The following is a 14,907-nucleotide window of genomic DNA, read 5'->3' as shown; positions in this document are numbered from 1 at the left end:
TATTCCCGCTGGCGCGGCGGCGCCAGAGGGAGCGTTGAGTTGCGTTATAGACTGCTGAAGAACGGGAAAATCCCCATCAGCAGCGCAGCGATCAGAATGCACACGCACACCAGCACGGCCCATTTGAGGGTAAAGCGCTGGTGATCACCGAACTCGATGCCCGCCAGTGCCACCAGCAGATACGTCGACGGCACCAGCGGACTCAACAGGTGGACGGGCTGGCCGACGATCGAGGCACGTGCCATTTCCACCGGGCTGATGCCGTAATGCGAAGCAGCTTCGGCGAGGACCGGCAGCACGCCGTAGTAGAACGCATCATTGGACATGAAGAAGGTGAACGGCATGCTGACAACGGCAGTGATCACGGCCAGGTAAGGGCCCATCGCGTCCGGGATCACTGCCAGCAGGCTCTTCGACATCGCGTCGACCATTCCGGTGCCGGACAGGATACCGGTAAAGATCCCCGCAGCAAAAATCAGTCCGACCACCGCCAGCACGCTGCCGGCGTGGGCCGCTACGCGGTCTTTCTGCGCTTGCAGGCACGGGTAGTTGACGATCATGGCGATACTGAATGCGATCATGAATAGCACCGGCAGTGGCAGCAAGCCCATGATCAGCGCGACCATCAATACCAGCGTCAGAGCAGCGTTGAACCAGATCAGCTTGGGACGACGGGCTTCGGGAAACTGCGAAACGCTGATGTCGCTGTGGTCGACTTCGTCACCGGGCAGGTGCAGTTCACCCAGGCGCGCACGCTCGCGTTTGCCGTAGAAGTAGGCGATCACCAGGATTGCCACGACGCCCGCCAGCATTGCCGGAATCATTGGCACGAAGATGTCGGATGGATCGACATGCAGGGCGCTCGCCGCACGCGCGGTCGGGCCGCCCCATGGCGTCATGTTCATCACGCCGCCGGCCAGAATGATCAAGCCGGCCATGATGCGCGGGCTCATGCCCAGACGGCTGTACAGCGGCAACATGGCGGCCACGCAGATCATGTACGTCGTGGCGCCGTCACCGTCCAGCGAGACAACCAGCGCCAGCACCGCCGTACCGACCGACACTTTTACCGGGTCGCCCTTCACCAGCTTGAGGATCTTGCGCACGGCCGGGTCGAACAGCCCGGAGTCGATCATCAGTGCGAAATAAAGGATGGCGAACATCAGCATCACGCCCGTTGGCGCAAGCTTGGTGATGCCCGCAAGCATCATTGGGCCGATTTCCGAGGCGAAGCCTCCGAACAGGGCAAATACGATAGGAACGATGATCAAGGCAATCAGCGCTGACAGGCGCTTGCTCATGATCAGGTACATGAAGGCGACGACCATGGCGAAGCCGAGGAAGGTCAACATAGCAATACTCCAGCGTTACGCGGCGGGGAACAGACGAGACGAATCGATCAGCTCAAAACGAGCGGCGCGTGGAGTCGGGGATTACGGAGGGGGTACTGCAGGGCACATGCAAGCATCGGGAATCACCTAATTGTTGTTGTAGATGGGCCGGAGAACGTCAAGCGCGTTCGTCCTGGCCGACCGGTCTGTCGCCGGCGGTGAGGTGATGCTAAACGGGGAAGCTTTCAGCCAGCTTTCGCTGCACTTCGCGAGTTGACGATCGGGAATTTGAGTTATCGACCTCGGATGCGGTCAGACCCCTACATAACCTGGAGAATGCTCATGAGTGAATTGCATACCGGTGGATGCCATTGCGGCAATCTGCGTTACCAACTCGATGGCCCCGTGGATGACGTTGCCCACTGCCACTGTTCGATTTGTCGGCGCACGTCAGGCGGCATCGTGATGACGTGGACCAGCGTGCCGGTCGAAGCCTTCAAATGGCTGGCGGGCAGTCCCACTACTTATGATTCAGGTGCGACGTGTGTGAGGTATTTCTGCAATAACTGTGGGGCGCAGGTCGCACTGTTCAGCCGCAACAGTCCGGAGACCATGGACGTGACCATCGCGACTCTTGATCATCCGGAGCTGACGCCTGCCGATCGACACATCTGGACCGACAGCCGCCTGCCCTGGCTGCACCTGGACGAGCATTTGCCGGGTGAGCCCGGGGAAACTGCCTGAATCATTGCGGGCCGTGCCGCTGCGCAACGATCAAGGCAGCTCCAGCCCGCCCGATGCCTTGTGCAATGCCCGCAGGTGCTCGCCGACCTGCTTGAGGTTGTCTTCGGTCGCTGCAATCTCGGCGGCGCGGTCGGGATCAAGCAGCGCCCTCACCTCTGTGTCCAGATCGCCGCTGAGCCGTTGCAGCTGTTTCTGCCGCTGGCTGCTCTCGTTTTCCAGACGCTCCCACTCGCCTTCCTGCGGCAGACCGTAGCCGCCGCTGCCGAGCAATTCTGCGGGGCGACTCAAAAATCCGCTGTTGGCCAGAATGTCCTGCAGCGTGCCGGTCGCTTTGGACACGCCGTTGTCCTTCTGCTCCACGGCACTGAGGTATCGCTGCTTGACCTCATCCTGCGCCAGCAATAATTGACGACGCAGCCCGGCCTGCTCCAACAGCAACATTGCAGCGCTGGTGCGCAAATCGGCCTGCGCAAAGTAAGGGCGTCGCTCTTGCGGTGTCAGAGCCAGCCAGTCTTCCACTGTGGTTTGCTTGACGCTGGTGGTCTTGCGCAGCACATCGAACATCGCCTGATAACGGTCGCGGTACGAGTCGAAGCGGTAGCCCATGCGCAGCGCTTTCTTGGGATCGTCCAGCACGCTGGTGTCCGCCAGCCCCCTGCCCTTCAGCACTTCCAGAAGTCCGTTGGGCATGATGCTGTCCAGCCCGACAAGCCGCGGATCGTTAGTGCCACTGCGCAGCAACTTCAGGTTTTCCACCGCGCAGTTATTGGACAGGAACCAGTAATCCCCGTCATAGGCCCAGTGCATCTCCGCAGCGTGCTGAACCAGACCGTTGATCTCTTCACGGGACAGTTTCAGCGGGACCGAGGCCAGGCCGCGCAGTTCGGTCTTGGTGTACTCATCGATCACCTGACCCAGCGGCAGGACAAACAGGCGCGACGGATACTTGCCGGTCAGGCCGCTCCAGCTGGACAGTTGCAGGTCGTTGACAAAAGCGCGATACGACAGCACCAAATGCTGATCAAGGTCGAGTCGGCAGTCGGGGCCACGCGGGCGACCGGGCTTGCAGATCACCAGCCGCAACATGCTATGGCCCCAACGGCTCGCCAGATTCTGGTTGGCCTCGGCCAGCAGGTAATCGACTTCGTACACCCGCTCGGGGTCGAGCTTGCCCAACGGCTGTCGGGCGAAGTCGTTTCCGGCGTTGAGGTAAGGATAGGACGTCGGACACTGATCCTTCGTCGCGGGCGCCCAGTCGAAACGAGCCTTGTAATAGTCGTACAGCGCCGGACGGCGACAGGCGTAGGCGGGATCGAGGAGGAAATACTCCATGTTCACCGCAACGAATTCCAGCGGGCTGCTGATTTCGTAGATGTCGGGGCTGCGCGCGACCTGGCCATTGCGCTCTTCCCTGTCACCGCGGCGGCCGACGTATTGCGGCCATCCCGCCAGATCCAGAAGGCGCGGATCATCACTCAACGTGAAGCGTCGGTCGGTCTGCCCCCGGCAACTGTCACGCAGGCCGACTTTGCCCACGCTCTTGCCCTGCCGGGTACACGCGACAATCAGCTTGCGGTCTTCAGTGGACCAGAGCTGCGCGTGATCATAAATGTGGGTCAGCTCATGCAGCACCGTGGCGAGCATTTCTTCGCGCACGGTGCCATGAGGACGGTTGGTTCGGGTCGTTGCAGCGCTGCCGTCGGTCAGGCCTGCGAGCAGGTGCTGATTCAGGTCCAGACGGTAAGGGCCGTCTGCACGACCGTAGGCATTGGACGGCATGTCGTCGGTCCAATGCACTTCGACCTTTCTATCAAGCTTGCTGACAAACAGTGGCGGCAGGTGCGCCATGGCTTCGTCGAGCAATGTCTGGCTGGCCTTTTGTTGAGCAGGACTGAGCCCGTCGGTATGCAGCGACAGGCTGAGGTCGGCGAAGGCGCTCGTGCAGATCAGCGTGAGCGCCGACGTCAGCAGCCAGACAGCGAGGTGTTTCACAGTGCGAGGATGGCCTCGGCGAGGTCCTGATCGCTGGCGTTGCGCGCTTCAGGCAAACGATCGCGCAATGTCATGAAGGCTGCGTCCAGCAGTGCGCCATGGATATCACCGTTGCTGGCGACGTAGCTGGCGGCGTCGTCACGGGCTTCAAGCACGAGTTTCCAGTTGCGCACGGATGAGGTGGTGTCGGAGGTGAAATCGATGCTGCGGCCGAGGGCGCGAACGACGATGTTACTGGTGGCCTTGAGGGTTTGCGCCTGTGCCATGTCAGTCAGCAAGAGCAGGCCGAGGGCGGCAGCGATCAACGGGGTACGCATGGAACGTCTCCAAAATACGGAAGTTACAAAAAAGTGACTATTGGACGAGGATTGCCTGCGCCAGTTCAAGGTCGCTTGCATGAAGTTTTGGATGGGATTGACGCAGGTACGCCAGCGCCGATTCCAGTCGTGCTCCTCGCAGTTGGCCGTCACTGGCGACAAACACTGCAGCATCATCCTGGGCGGCAATTATCAACTTGCTATCGAACGGCCCTGTCGTCACCTGGCTGGTGGCGTATCCGGTTTTGACCAGGCTCTGTGTGGTCACGTCAAACGCCAGAACCTGAGTGGAAATACTCAAGGTGGCGATGACGGCAAGCACTGGGCGAGACAACGGATGCATGGCTATTCAGGGCTGTTCGGGGTCTGCGGTATGGGTTGCAAGGCTAGCGCAACACCCGGGCCAGAGCTAGTGCAAAGGCCCGGGCGTGGGCTGGATAAATCTGTCGCGGTACTGAATCAGATGGCAAGAATCGCCTGCGCCAGTTGCGCATCCGACGCTTGCAGGCCCGGTGCAACCTCGCGGATGTGTTGCAAGGCGCCCTGAAGCTTCACGCCACGGATCTCGCCTTCGCTGGCAACGAAGCTTGCAGCGTCGTCGCGGGCGGCCAGGACGATCTTGTCGTCATGAAAGGAGGAGGAAATTTTTGACGTGGCATTGGACGAAGCATCGAGCGCACGGACAATGGTGTCGGTGGTGACCACGAAACTGGAAGCCTGGGCTCCAGTGGCGGCAACGATCAGGAAAGCGGCACTTAACAGACGAACGCGGGACATCATGTAGGCACTCCAAAATAACGGGATTCGAAAACCACTGACGCTTAAATCGGAAGCTCAGCGATAGCTGTCTCGCGAGTGCGTGCTCAAGGTGGCGCAAGATTAGCTTATAAGCGGGCGCGCGAACCATCCCGGCCTTATGCCAGTTGCCGCGATACAGCCAATACCTGCCTAAATCGCCCGTAACTATTAGGCTGTATGGGTGTGTTGAAAAGGTTGTGGAAACTGTACTGGTTGGGGTTGCCTTGCTATTTCTCCCGGCCTGAAGCGACAAAACCCGTCAGCAGTAACCTGCTGACGGGTTTTGTTTGAACAATTCAGGATGCTGGTGAGAGGCACGTAGCCTGCGACCAGCAGACGCTAGATTAGCGCCAGAACGGCTTGCTCAGCTCTTCGTAACGCTGGGATTCGCTGATACCGGCGTCAGCCAGCAAGCGTGCATCCAGACGAGCCAGCTGATGACGGCTGGACAGGCGACGCTGCCAGAGCATCAGGTTGGCGAACATGCGCAGCGGCAACGAGGCTTGTGCGGTTTTTGCGGTGTCTTCGTAGAACAGTTCGGAACTGACGGTGCGTTCCATGATGCTTCTTCCTTCCGCTTGTGGCGGGATTAGAGAGTGACTTGATTGGTGACAATATTCCTCTCATTGCCCTTCTCTCTCTAGACACAGTTCATTTGTATTGTGCTGCTCCAGTTAACTGTTAAAGACCACTGTTTTGTTCGGAAGTGGGGCAACTGTACGGGTCTGCACCAGAAGTGTGCTTTTTGGATACTCGCACGGATGATTTGCGGTTTTACATCAGCCAAATCACCCGTACAGCAGTACAGTTTTTGCCGGATTTGCGTTCAGTTCGCGAACTGTGACGACGAAAGGTCGCCGCCACGTTGAAACTGTGTGTTCAGATCGCCAACATGCGGCCGGTTTCTTCCAGGTTCAGGTGCCAACTGAGTGCGTCGCGCAGAACGTGCGGAGTGTGACCGCCAATTGCGCAGGCGCGGCGGAAGTAGTCATTCAGCGCCTCGCGATAGGCCGGGTGCACACAGTTGTCGATGATGACCCGGGCGCGTTCGCGGGGCGCCAGGCCGCGCAGGTCTGCCAGTCCGATCTCAGTCACCAGAATGTCCACGTCGTGCTCGGTGTGGTCTACATGGCTGACCATAGGCACCACACTTGAGATCGCCCCGGCTTTGGCGATGGACTTGGTCACGAAAATGGCGAGATGGGCGTTACGCGCGAAATCCCCCGAACCCCCGATCCCGTTCATCATCCGCGTGCCACCCACGTGTGTGGAGTTGACGTTGCCGTACAGGTCGAACTCCAGGGCGGTGTTGATACCAATAATGCCCAAGCGGCGGACAACCTCTGGATGGTTCGAGATTTCCTGAGGCCGCAATAACAGTCTGGATCTGTACTGCTCGAGGTTTTCATAGACCGCAGCATGCTTACGTTCCGACAGCGTCATGGAGCAGCCCGAAGCAAAATCCAGCTTGCCCGCCTCGAACAGGTCGAACGTTGAGTCCTGCAGCACTTCCGAATACATGGTCATGCCATGAAAGGGCGAATCGATCAGCCCTGTCATGACGGCATTGGCGATCGTGCCTACCCCGGCCTGCAGCGGCATCAGCTGATTGGTCAGGCGGTTCAACCGCACTTCGTTCTTGAAAAACTCGACCAAGTGGCCCGCGATAGCCTGAGTGTCGGTGTCTGCCGGCAATACCGTCGACGGCGAGTCCGGTTGATTGCTGATCACGATCCCCACGATCTTGGCCGGATCGATCTTCACGGCCTGGCTGCCGATTCGGGTGTCCGTCTTCAGCACCGGGATCGGCAGGCGTGTTGGTCGGTAAGTGGGTATATAGATGTCATGCAGTCCCTCGAGCTCCAGAGGCTGGGCGAGGTTGATCTCGATGATCACGTGTTCAGCAAGGATGGCGAAGCTCGCCGAGTTGCCAACGGACGTGCTGAGCACCAGGTGCCCTTCCTCGGTGATCGCCACACATTCAATCACGGCGATATCCACGGCCTTGATCTGGCGATTGCGCAACTGCTCGACGGTGTCCGACAGATGCTGGTCGATGAACATCACGGTGCCGTCGTTGATGGCCTTGCGCAGGGTGCTGTCGACCTGAAACGGCATGCGCCGGGAGAGCACGCCGGCTTCGGTGAGTTGCTTGTCCAAATCGTTGCCCAGGCTGGCGCCCGTCATCAGGCTGATCTTCAGCGGAACTGTCTTGGCGCGTTCAGCCAGCGCCTGGGGTACGGCCTTGGCTTCGCCGGCGCGGGTGAAGCCGCTCATGCCGACGGTCATGCCGTCCTTGATCAGGGAAGCGGCGTCGGCCGCGCTCATTATCTTGCTCATCAGCGAGGGCAGACGGATTCGTTCACGGTGCATGTTGTTTGATCTCATGACAAAGATGCGTGAGCGAAGTCTAGAGAGTTGAAGCTTGTTCGTCCCGCTACCAAGGTCGCAATAAAGGCTCTAATTAGCGCCTCTGCGCGAGAAACACTTTTACCCAGGCTGTAAAAAACCCTCGACCACTACCTGCGCCGAGGGTTGTTTTATTGCGGTTTGCAGCGGTTATTCGATCGCTTTGACCATGTCCTCGATAACCTTTTTGGCGTCACCAAAAACCATCATGGTTTTGTCCAGATAGAACAGTTCGTTATCCAGGCCTGCATAGCCGCTGGCCATGGAGCGCTTGTTGACGATGATGGTCTTGGCCTTGTACGCCTCAAGGATCGGCATGCCGGCAATCGGCGACTTTGGATCGTTCTTGGCCGCCGGATTGACCACATCGTTGGCGCCAAGCACCAGGACGACATCCGCCTGACCGAATTCGGAGTTGATGTCCTCCATCTCGAACACCTGATCGTAAGGCACCTCGGCCTCCGCCAGCAGTACGTTCATGTGCCCCGGCATCCGACCGGCCACCGGATGGATCGCGTACTTCACCGTGACGCCCGCGTGGGTCAGCTTTTCTGTCAACTCTTTAAGCGCGTGTTGGGCTCGAGCGACTGCCAGCCCGTATCCCGGCACGATGATCACGGTATCAGCGTTGGTCAGCAGGAAGGTCGCGTCGTCAGCCGATCCCGATTTGACCGGGCGGGCTTCCTTGGTGCCGCTCGCGGCACCGGCATCTGCTGCGCCACCAAAGCCGCCACCGATCACGTTGAAGAACGAGCGGTTCATCGCCTTGCACATGATGTACGACAGAATCGCACCGGAGGAGCCAACCAGCGAGCCGGCGATGATCAGCATCGAGTTGTTCAGCGAGAAGCCAATACCCGCTGCTGCCCAGCCTGAGTAACTGTTGAGCATCGACACCACGACGGGCATGTCTGCGCCACCAATCGGAATGATCAGCAGCACGCCGATCACGAACGCGAGGATCAGCATGATGCTGAACGCGAACAGGCTGCCCGTCAGCATGAACGTGATGCCGAACAGCAGTGTTGCCAAGCCCAGAATCAGATTGAGTTTGTGCTGACCGGCAAACTGCACCGGCGCGCCCTGAAACAAGCGGAACTTGTACTTGCCCGACAACTTGCCAAAGGCGATAACCGAACCCGAGAAAGTGATCGCGCCGATTGCCGCGCCAAGAAACAGCTCCAGGCGGTTGCCCGCAGGAATCGGATCGCCCAGGTGGTGAACGATGCCCAGCGACTGTGGCTCGACCACGGCAGCGATGGCGATAAACACGGCTGCCAGACCAATCATGCTGTGCATGAAGGCGACCAGCTCCGGCATCTTGGTCATCTCGACGCGCTTGGCCATGATCGAACCGGCAGTGCCACCGACCAGCAGACCGATAAGGATGTAGCCGATGCCTGCGCTGGCACCGTCGGTGGACAACGCGGCCAGTTTGAGCACGAGTCCGATCGTGGTGAGAACAGCCAGCCCCATACCGAGCATGCCGAACAGGTTGCCTCGACGCGATGTGGTCGGGTGAGACAAGCCCTTCAGCGCCTGGATGAAGCAGATGGCCGAGACCAGGTACAGCAATGTGACGAGGTTCATGCTCATTACTTGGCTACCTCGTCTTTAACCTTGGGCGCTTTCTTTTTGAACATCTCCAGCATCCGCCGGGTGACCAGAAAACCGCCGAAGACGTTAACGGCGGCCAGCGCGACCGCCAGTGTGCCCATGGTTTTGCCCAGTGGCGTTACTGTCAGCGCTGCGGCCAGCATGGCGCCGACGATGACGATGGCCGAGATAGCGTTAGTAACCGCCATCAACGGGGTATGCAGCGCAGGCGTCACGTTCCAGACCACGTGGTAGCCGACATAAATGGCCAGCACGAAAATGATCAGGTTGTAGATCCCGGGTGAGATGAACTCTTCCATTATTTTTATCCTCAGCCGTTCTTGCGGATGACTTGGCCATCGCGGCACATAAGGCACGCGGCAACGATGTCGTCTTCGAGGTTGATCTGGAACTGTCCTTCCTGGTTGAAGAGCAGCTTCATGAAGTCCAGCAGGTTGCGTGCATAAAGAGCAGACGCATCCGCCGCGACCATGGCAGGCAGATTCGTGTGGCCGACGATGGTTACGCCGTGCTCGACTACCACTTGGTCTGCCACTGTCAGCGGGCAGTTGCCGCCCTGCGCTGCAGCCAGATCAATCACCACCGAGCCGGGTTTCATCTGCGCGACCGTTTCAGCGCTCAACAGCACCGGCGCTTTGCGACCGGGAATCAGCGCCGTGGTGATCACGATGTCCGCCTGCCTGGCGCGCTCATGCACGGCCACTGCCTGACGCTGCATCCAACTGGCCGGCATCGGGCGGGCGTAACCGCCGACGCCCACGGCAGCCTCGCGCTCTTCGTCTGTCTCGTACGGCACGTCGACGAACTTGGCCCCTAGCGACTCGATCTGCTCCTTGACGGCCGGACGTACGTCGGAAGCCTCAATGACCGCACCCAGACGTTTGGCAGTGGCGATGGCCTGGAGCCCCGCAACGCCCGCGCCGAGAATCAGCACCCGGGCTGCTTTCACCGTACCGGCCGCTGTCATCAGCATGGGCATGAAGCGTGGGTAGTGATGCGCTGCCAACAGGACAGCCTTATAGCCGGCAATGTTGGCTTGGGAAGACAGCACGTCGAGGCTTTGCGCGCGCGAGGTGCGTGGCGCCGCTTCGAGGGCAAAGGCGGTGATCCCGCGCTCGGCCAGCCTGGTGATCATGTCGTTATTGAAAGGATTGAGCATCCCGACAACTACTGCGCCGCTTTTGATCAGCGGGAGTTCAGCGTCGCTGGGAGCGGAGACCTTGAGAATGAGTTCGGCACCGAATGCATCGGCGGCGCTGCCCACCAAGGCGCCTGCTGCCTCATAGGCACTGTCGGTCACGCTCGCCGCAATGCCCGCGCCGTTCTGAACAGTTACTGTGTGGCCTTGGGCGATGAGCTTTTTGATGGTCTCGGGAGTGGCGGCGACCCGGGTTTCACCAAGCTGGGTTTCGAGGGGGACTCCAATGTGCACGTCAAATCTCCTGCGTGATCTTATTGTCTTTAATGAGGCCAGCGCGCTACGGCCCGGGGGCTGGAATTGCGATCACTACGCCCGTTAAAGCAGCCGGGCGCGGCATTTTGCAGGGGATGTCAGAGGCCTTCAAGGGTTTCTGTAACTGAACGAAAAATGTACTACAAGTCACCCTGTGACCGATTGACGCACTAAATCGCACAAGTGCCTGATGCTAATGATCTTTTATGAATTTTGAGTCCGCAGATGGCTTCCGACGACGAGGTTATCAAATGACCTAAAAACAGGCTGGAGGGCTCTATTCGTATGACTATTGGGGCGTTAGGGTCTGAGCTGAGAAGTGTGTCGTAAATGCGACAAATCAGGATATCTGTAGGTTTTTAGGTGTGAGCACTACATGAAATCTTCAAGACGCAGATGAGCGTTTAAGGCAGCGAGTAAGTGTCGGCCTGTTGAATCAGCCAGTCGCGAAACGCTTTCAGGGACGCCGATTCCGTTTTGCGCTCCGGAATCATCAAGTAGTACGCCTTGGTGCTCGAGAGATGGTGCGGGTTGGCAATCACCAGGCGCTTCTCGGCCAGTTCATGCTGAATAAGAAACGGCGGGATGAGCGCCACACCCATGTCGTGCATGGCGGCCTGCGCGAGCATTGAGAATAGCTCGTAACGGGGGCCTGTCATGTCGCGGGCCACGCCCATGTCCAGCGAGTTGAACCATTGCCTCCAGGCGTACGGCCGAGTGGTCTGTTGCAGCAGCGGCATCTCAGCCAGTTCTTGAGCGCTGATGCTGTGGCGTCCCCCAAGCAGCACGGGGCTGCAGACTGGCATCGGGTTTTCGCCCATCAGTCTGTGGGATTCGGTACCGGACCAGTCAGCATCCCCAAAATAGATCGCCGCGTCGAATTCGGTGTCCGCGAACAAAAAGGGGCGCGTGCGGTTGGTCAGGTTGATAGTGACGTCAGAGTGTTTCTTCTGAAAATCTTTCAGGCGCGGCAGTAGCCATTGCGTGCCGAATGTAGGCACCACCGCGAGTTCGATCGCATTGACGCCCTGATGACCCATCACTGACAAGGTGTCGCGTTCAACGGCATCGAGTTGCGTCGCAATGCGTCGGCTGTAGGAAAGGCCCGCCTCTGTGAGCTTTACGCCCCGTCGCGAGCGTCGGAACAGGCCGACATTCAAGAACTCTTCCAGGCTGGCGATCTGTCGGCAGATCGCGCTCTGGGTCAGCGAAAGCTCTTCGGCCGCCTTGGTGAAGCTTTCGTGCCGCGCCGCTGCCTCGAAGCTTACCAACGCAGCGGTGCTAGGGATTTTACGGCGCATGTACCTTTGCCTCACACGGAAGGGCGGACAGACTGCTGATTGGTGTGCTTCGGAGTGAGAAATTAGCACAAGATGATGCGAAATCGTCGTTTGCTCCTTTGAAGGGTTCAGGCCTAGGCTCGCTCCATTACTTTTCCGGCAGGTCCGGAAGCGCATTGGGTGAGGAGAGAATCATGAGCGGCAAGGCAAGTTTCAATTGGATCGATCCCCTGTTGCTGGACCAGCAACTCACCGAAGAAGAGCGCATGGTCCGCGACAGCGCCGAGCAGTTCGCCAGCGACAAACTGGCGCCGCGTGTGCTTGAGGCCTTCCGGCATGAAAAGACAGATCCGGCGATCTTCCGCGAGATGGGTGAGATAGGCCTTCTCGGAGCCACGATCCCGGAGCAGTACGGCGGTAGCGGTCTGAACTACGTGTGTTACGGCTTGATCGCTCGCGAGGTCGAGCGCGTTGATTCCGGCTACCGCTCGATGATGAGCGTGCAGTCCTCCCTGGTCATGGTGCCTATCAACGAATTCGGCACTGAAGCGCAAAAACAGAAGTACCTGCCAAAACTCGCCTCCGGTGAATGGATCGGTTGCTTCGGCCTCACCGAACCCAATCATGGTTCGGATCCGGGCGCGATGATCACCCGCGCGCGGACCGTCGAAGGCGGCTATCGACTGACCGGTAGCAAAATGTGGATCACCAATAGCCCGATCGCCGACGTGTTCGTTGTCTGGGGCAAAGATGACGCTGGGGACATCCGCGGCTTCGTATTGGAAAAAGGCTGGCAAGGCCTGACTGCTCCAGCGATTCACGGCAAAGTCGGCCTTCGCGCTTCGATCACCGGCGAGATCGTGATGGACAACGTGTTCGTGCCGGAAGAGAACATCTTCCCGGACGTCCGTGGTCTAAAAGGGCCTTTCACGTGCCTGAACTCCGCCCGCTACGGCATCTCTTGGGGCGCCTTGGGGGCTGCCGAGTTTTGCTGGCACACCGCGCGTCAATACACGCTGGACCGCCAACAGTTCGGCCGTCCGCTCGCAGCTAATCAGCTGATTCAGAAAAAGCTCGCAGACATGCAGACCGAGATCACGTTGGCGCTTCAAGGCTGCCTGCGTCTTGGCCGGATGAAGGACGAGGGCACTGCAGCAGTGGAAATCACCTCCATCATGAAACGCAACTCCTGCGGCAAGTCGCTGGACATCGCGCGTATGGCCCGTGACATGCTGGGCGGCAACGGCATTTCTGATGAGTTCGGTATCGCCAGGCATCTGGTCAACCTGGAAGTGGTCAATACCTACGAAGGTACTCATGATGTCCATGCGCTCATCCTGGGGCGCGCGCAAACCGGCATCCAGGCCTTCTATTAAGGAGCCTGCAATGGGCGCTTTATCGCATTTGCGTGTGCTGGACTTGTCTAGGGTGCTCGCCGGCCCGTGGGCAGGACAGATTCTGGCTGACCTGGGTGCGGAGGTGATCAAGGTCGAGCGCCCGGGCAATGGCGACGACACGCGCGCCTGGGGACCGCCCTTTCTGAAGGATCCGCGCGGAGAAAACACGTCCGAAGCTGCCTACTACCTGTCTGCCAACCGTAACAAACAGTCCGTCACCATAGACTTCACTCAGCCTGAAGGGCAGAGGCTGGTTAGGGAGCTGGCGGCGAGGTCCGATATCGTCATCGAGAACTTCAAGGTTGGCGGATTGAAGGCTTACGGTCTGGACTACGAATCGCTGCAGTTGGAAAATCCCAGGCTCATCTATTGCTCGATTACCGGGTTCGGTCAGACGGGGCCCTACGCCAAGCGGGCAGGTTACGACTTCATGATCCAAGGGCTCGGTGGGCTAATGAGCCTTACCGGCCGGGCCGAGGGTGAAGATGGCGGGGGGCCGGTCAAGGTCGGCGTGGCGCTGACGGATATTCTGACAGGGCTGTATTCGACCTCCGCGATTCTTGCTGCTCTGGCGCATCGGGATCAGGGAGGGGTTGGTCAGCACATCGATATGGCATTGCTGGATGTGCAGGTCGCCTGCCTCGCGAATCAGGCGATGAATTACCTGACGACAGGCGTCTCCCCAAGGCGACTGGGTAATGCTCATCCGAACATCGTGCCCTACCAGGATTTTCCCACTGCCGACGGCGATTTCATTCTCACGGTTGGGAACGACAGCCAGTTCCGCAAATTCGCAGAAGTGGCGGGGCAACCGCAGTGGGCCGTCGATCCGCGATTTGCGACTAATAAGCAGCGCGTGGCGCATCGCGCCGAGCTGATCCCGCTGATTCGGCAGGCCACCGTCTTCAAGACTACGGCCGAATGGGTCATGGCGTTGGAAGGGGCTGGCGTACCGTGTGGGCCTATTAATGATGTCGCTCAGGTATTCGCAGATCCGCAGGTGCAGTTCCGCGGTTTGCAGGTGGACTTGCCGCATGCGTTGGGCGGGACGGTTCCTCAAGTCGCCAGCCCTATCCGTTTATCAGCGACGCCTGTTGAATATCGGCGTGCGCCGCCGTTGTTGGGAGAGCATACGTGGGAGGTTCTCACCGGCGTACTGGGCTTATTAGACGCTGATGTGATGAAACTGCGCGAAGCGGGTGTTGTTTAAGAGCTGATGCTCTGGCGGGTCTGATTGGCTGGTCTCTATATAAACAGAAGGAAGTACAGGAATTCATTGGAGTTTTAGCTTTTTTATTAAAAGTTCAAATTAGGTGTTGACGCCCCTCTGGATCTGTCTATAATTCGCCCCACTTCCGGCGCAGACGAAACGGAAAACTCCTTGATAATCAAAGGGTTGGACGAAGTAAGCAGCGAGGAGTGCTTCGGTTCAGATGCTTGAATCGACAGCGGTGAAAAAGGCAGTTGACAGCAGGTTGTAACGCTGTAGAATTCGCCTCCCGCTGACGTGAGACGCCAAGTCGAACGAAGCGCAAGTGGTTGAAGTTGATCAGGAAACTTTGAAAACTT

At 58.8% G+C, this 14,907-nt stretch carries 14 protein-coding genes and 1 pseudogene; 3 read left to right on the top strand and 12 right to left on the bottom strand.

Annotated elements, in window-relative coordinates:
• Positions 1-44: 44 nt before the first annotated feature.
• Positions 45-1,352, bottom strand: a complete 1,308-nt coding sequence (locus tag QWI18_RS23785; protein ID WP_065987898.1) for a CitMHS family transporter — start codon at positions 1,350-1,352, stop codon at positions 45-47.
• Between the two features lie 321 nt (positions 1,353-1,673).
• Between QWI18_RS23785 and QWI18_RS23780 the strand changes: the two genes are divergently transcribed.
• Complete coding sequence (locus QWI18_RS23780) at positions 1,674-2,075, top strand: GFA family protein (protein ID WP_192130538.1); 402 nt, start codon at positions 1,674-1,676, stop codon at positions 2,073-2,075.
• A 30-nt stretch (positions 2,076-2,105) separates the two neighbouring features.
• Here the strand turns inward: QWI18_RS23780 and QWI18_RS23775 are convergent, their stop codons facing one another.
• The 10 genes from QWI18_RS23775 to QWI18_RS23730 all read right to left on the bottom strand — a co-directional run bounded on the left by QWI18_RS23775 (position 2,106) and on the right by QWI18_RS23730 (position 11,962).
• Positions 2,106-4,067, bottom strand: a complete 1,962-nt coding sequence (locus QWI18_RS23775) for a DUF4105 domain-containing protein (RefSeq protein ID WP_369320016.1) — start codon at positions 4,065-4,067, stop codon at positions 2,106-2,108.
• Positions 4,064-4,384 (bottom strand): DUF2388 domain-containing protein, encoded by a 321-nt coding sequence (locus QWI18_RS23770; RefSeq protein ID WP_065987895.1) that lies wholly within the window; start codon positions 4,382-4,384, stop codon positions 4,064-4,066. Before QWI18_RS23770 ends, QWI18_RS23775 begins: the two co-directional genes overlap by 4 nt.
• Positions 4,385-4,421: 37 nt before the next feature.
• Positions 4,422-4,727, bottom strand: coding sequence for a DUF2388 domain-containing protein (locus QWI18_RS23765; RefSeq protein ID WP_192130536.1), 306 nt, complete (start codon positions 4,725-4,727; stop codon positions 4,422-4,424).
• A 116-nt stretch (positions 4,728-4,843) separates the two neighbouring features.
• Positions 4,844-5,161 (bottom strand): DUF2388 domain-containing protein, encoded by a 318-nt coding sequence (locus QWI18_RS23760; protein WP_133774179.1) that lies wholly within the window; start codon positions 5,159-5,161, stop codon positions 4,844-4,846.
• A 365-nt stretch (positions 5,162-5,526) separates the two neighbouring features.
• The gene (locus QWI18_RS23755; RefSeq protein ID WP_093466716.1) at positions 5,527-5,742 is read right to left on the bottom strand and encodes a DUF1127 domain-containing protein; all 216 of its coding nucleotides are present in this window, start codon (positions 5,740-5,742) and stop codon (positions 5,527-5,529) included.
• A gap of 319 nt (positions 5,743-6,061) precedes the next feature.
• Complete coding sequence (locus QWI18_RS23750) at positions 6,062-7,555, bottom strand: acetyl-CoA hydrolase/transferase family protein (RefSeq protein WP_192130535.1); 1,494 nt, start codon at positions 7,553-7,555, stop codon at positions 6,062-6,064.
• Positions 7,556-7,741: 186 nt separating this feature from the next.
• Positions 7,742-9,187: an NAD(P)(+) transhydrogenase (Re/Si-specific) subunit beta gene (locus tag QWI18_RS23745; RefSeq protein ID WP_192130534.1), complete on the bottom strand. Its 1,446-nt coding sequence runs from the start codon at positions 9,185-9,187 to the stop codon at positions 7,742-7,744.
• Positions 9,187-9,507 carry an NAD(P) transhydrogenase subunit alpha gene (locus QWI18_RS23740; RefSeq protein ID WP_074892477.1) on the bottom strand — a complete coding sequence of 107 codons (321 nt, stop codon included), beginning with the start codon at positions 9,505-9,507 and terminating at the stop codon, positions 9,187-9,189. The genes QWI18_RS23745 and QWI18_RS23740 overlap by 1 nt, the downstream gene beginning before the upstream one ends.
• Before the next feature lie 11 nt (positions 9,508-9,518).
• Positions 9,519-10,640, bottom strand: coding sequence for a Re/Si-specific NAD(P)(+) transhydrogenase subunit alpha (locus tag QWI18_RS23735; protein WP_192130533.1), 1,122 nt, complete (start codon positions 10,638-10,640; stop codon positions 9,519-9,521).
• A 425-nt stretch (positions 10,641-11,065) separates the two neighbouring features.
• The gene (locus QWI18_RS23730; RefSeq protein WP_192130532.1) at positions 11,066-11,962 is read right to left on the bottom strand and encodes a LysR family transcriptional regulator; all 897 of its coding nucleotides are present in this window, start codon (positions 11,960-11,962) and stop codon (positions 11,066-11,068) included.
• 173 nt (positions 11,963-12,135) lie between these two features.
• On the opposite strand from QWI18_RS23730, the gene QWI18_RS23725 reads away from it, so the two are divergent.
• Positions 12,136-13,317 (top strand): acyl-CoA dehydrogenase, encoded by a 1,182-nt coding sequence (locus QWI18_RS23725; RefSeq protein WP_296307517.1) that lies wholly within the window; start codon positions 12,136-12,138, stop codon positions 13,315-13,317.
• A 10-nt stretch (positions 13,318-13,327) separates the two neighbouring features.
• Positions 13,328-14,548, top strand: a complete 1,221-nt coding sequence (locus tag QWI18_RS23720) for a CaiB/BaiF CoA transferase family protein (RefSeq protein ID WP_369320015.1) — start codon at positions 13,328-13,330, stop codon at positions 14,546-14,548.
• 86 nt (positions 14,549-14,634) lie between these two features.
• Here the strand turns inward: QWI18_RS23720 and QWI18_RS23715 are convergent.
• Positions 14,635-14,907, bottom strand: a pseudogene (locus QWI18_RS23715) (hypothetical protein); the annotation flags it as partial.

Source organism: Pseudomonas sp. W2Oct36 (genome assembly GCF_041060465.1).
Lineage (GTDB): Bacteria > Pseudomonadota > Gammaproteobacteria > Pseudomonadales > Pseudomonadaceae > Aquipseudomonas > Aquipseudomonas graminis_B.
Note: the sequence above shows the minus strand (reverse complement) of the source record. Positions and strands in the feature narration are given on the sequence as shown.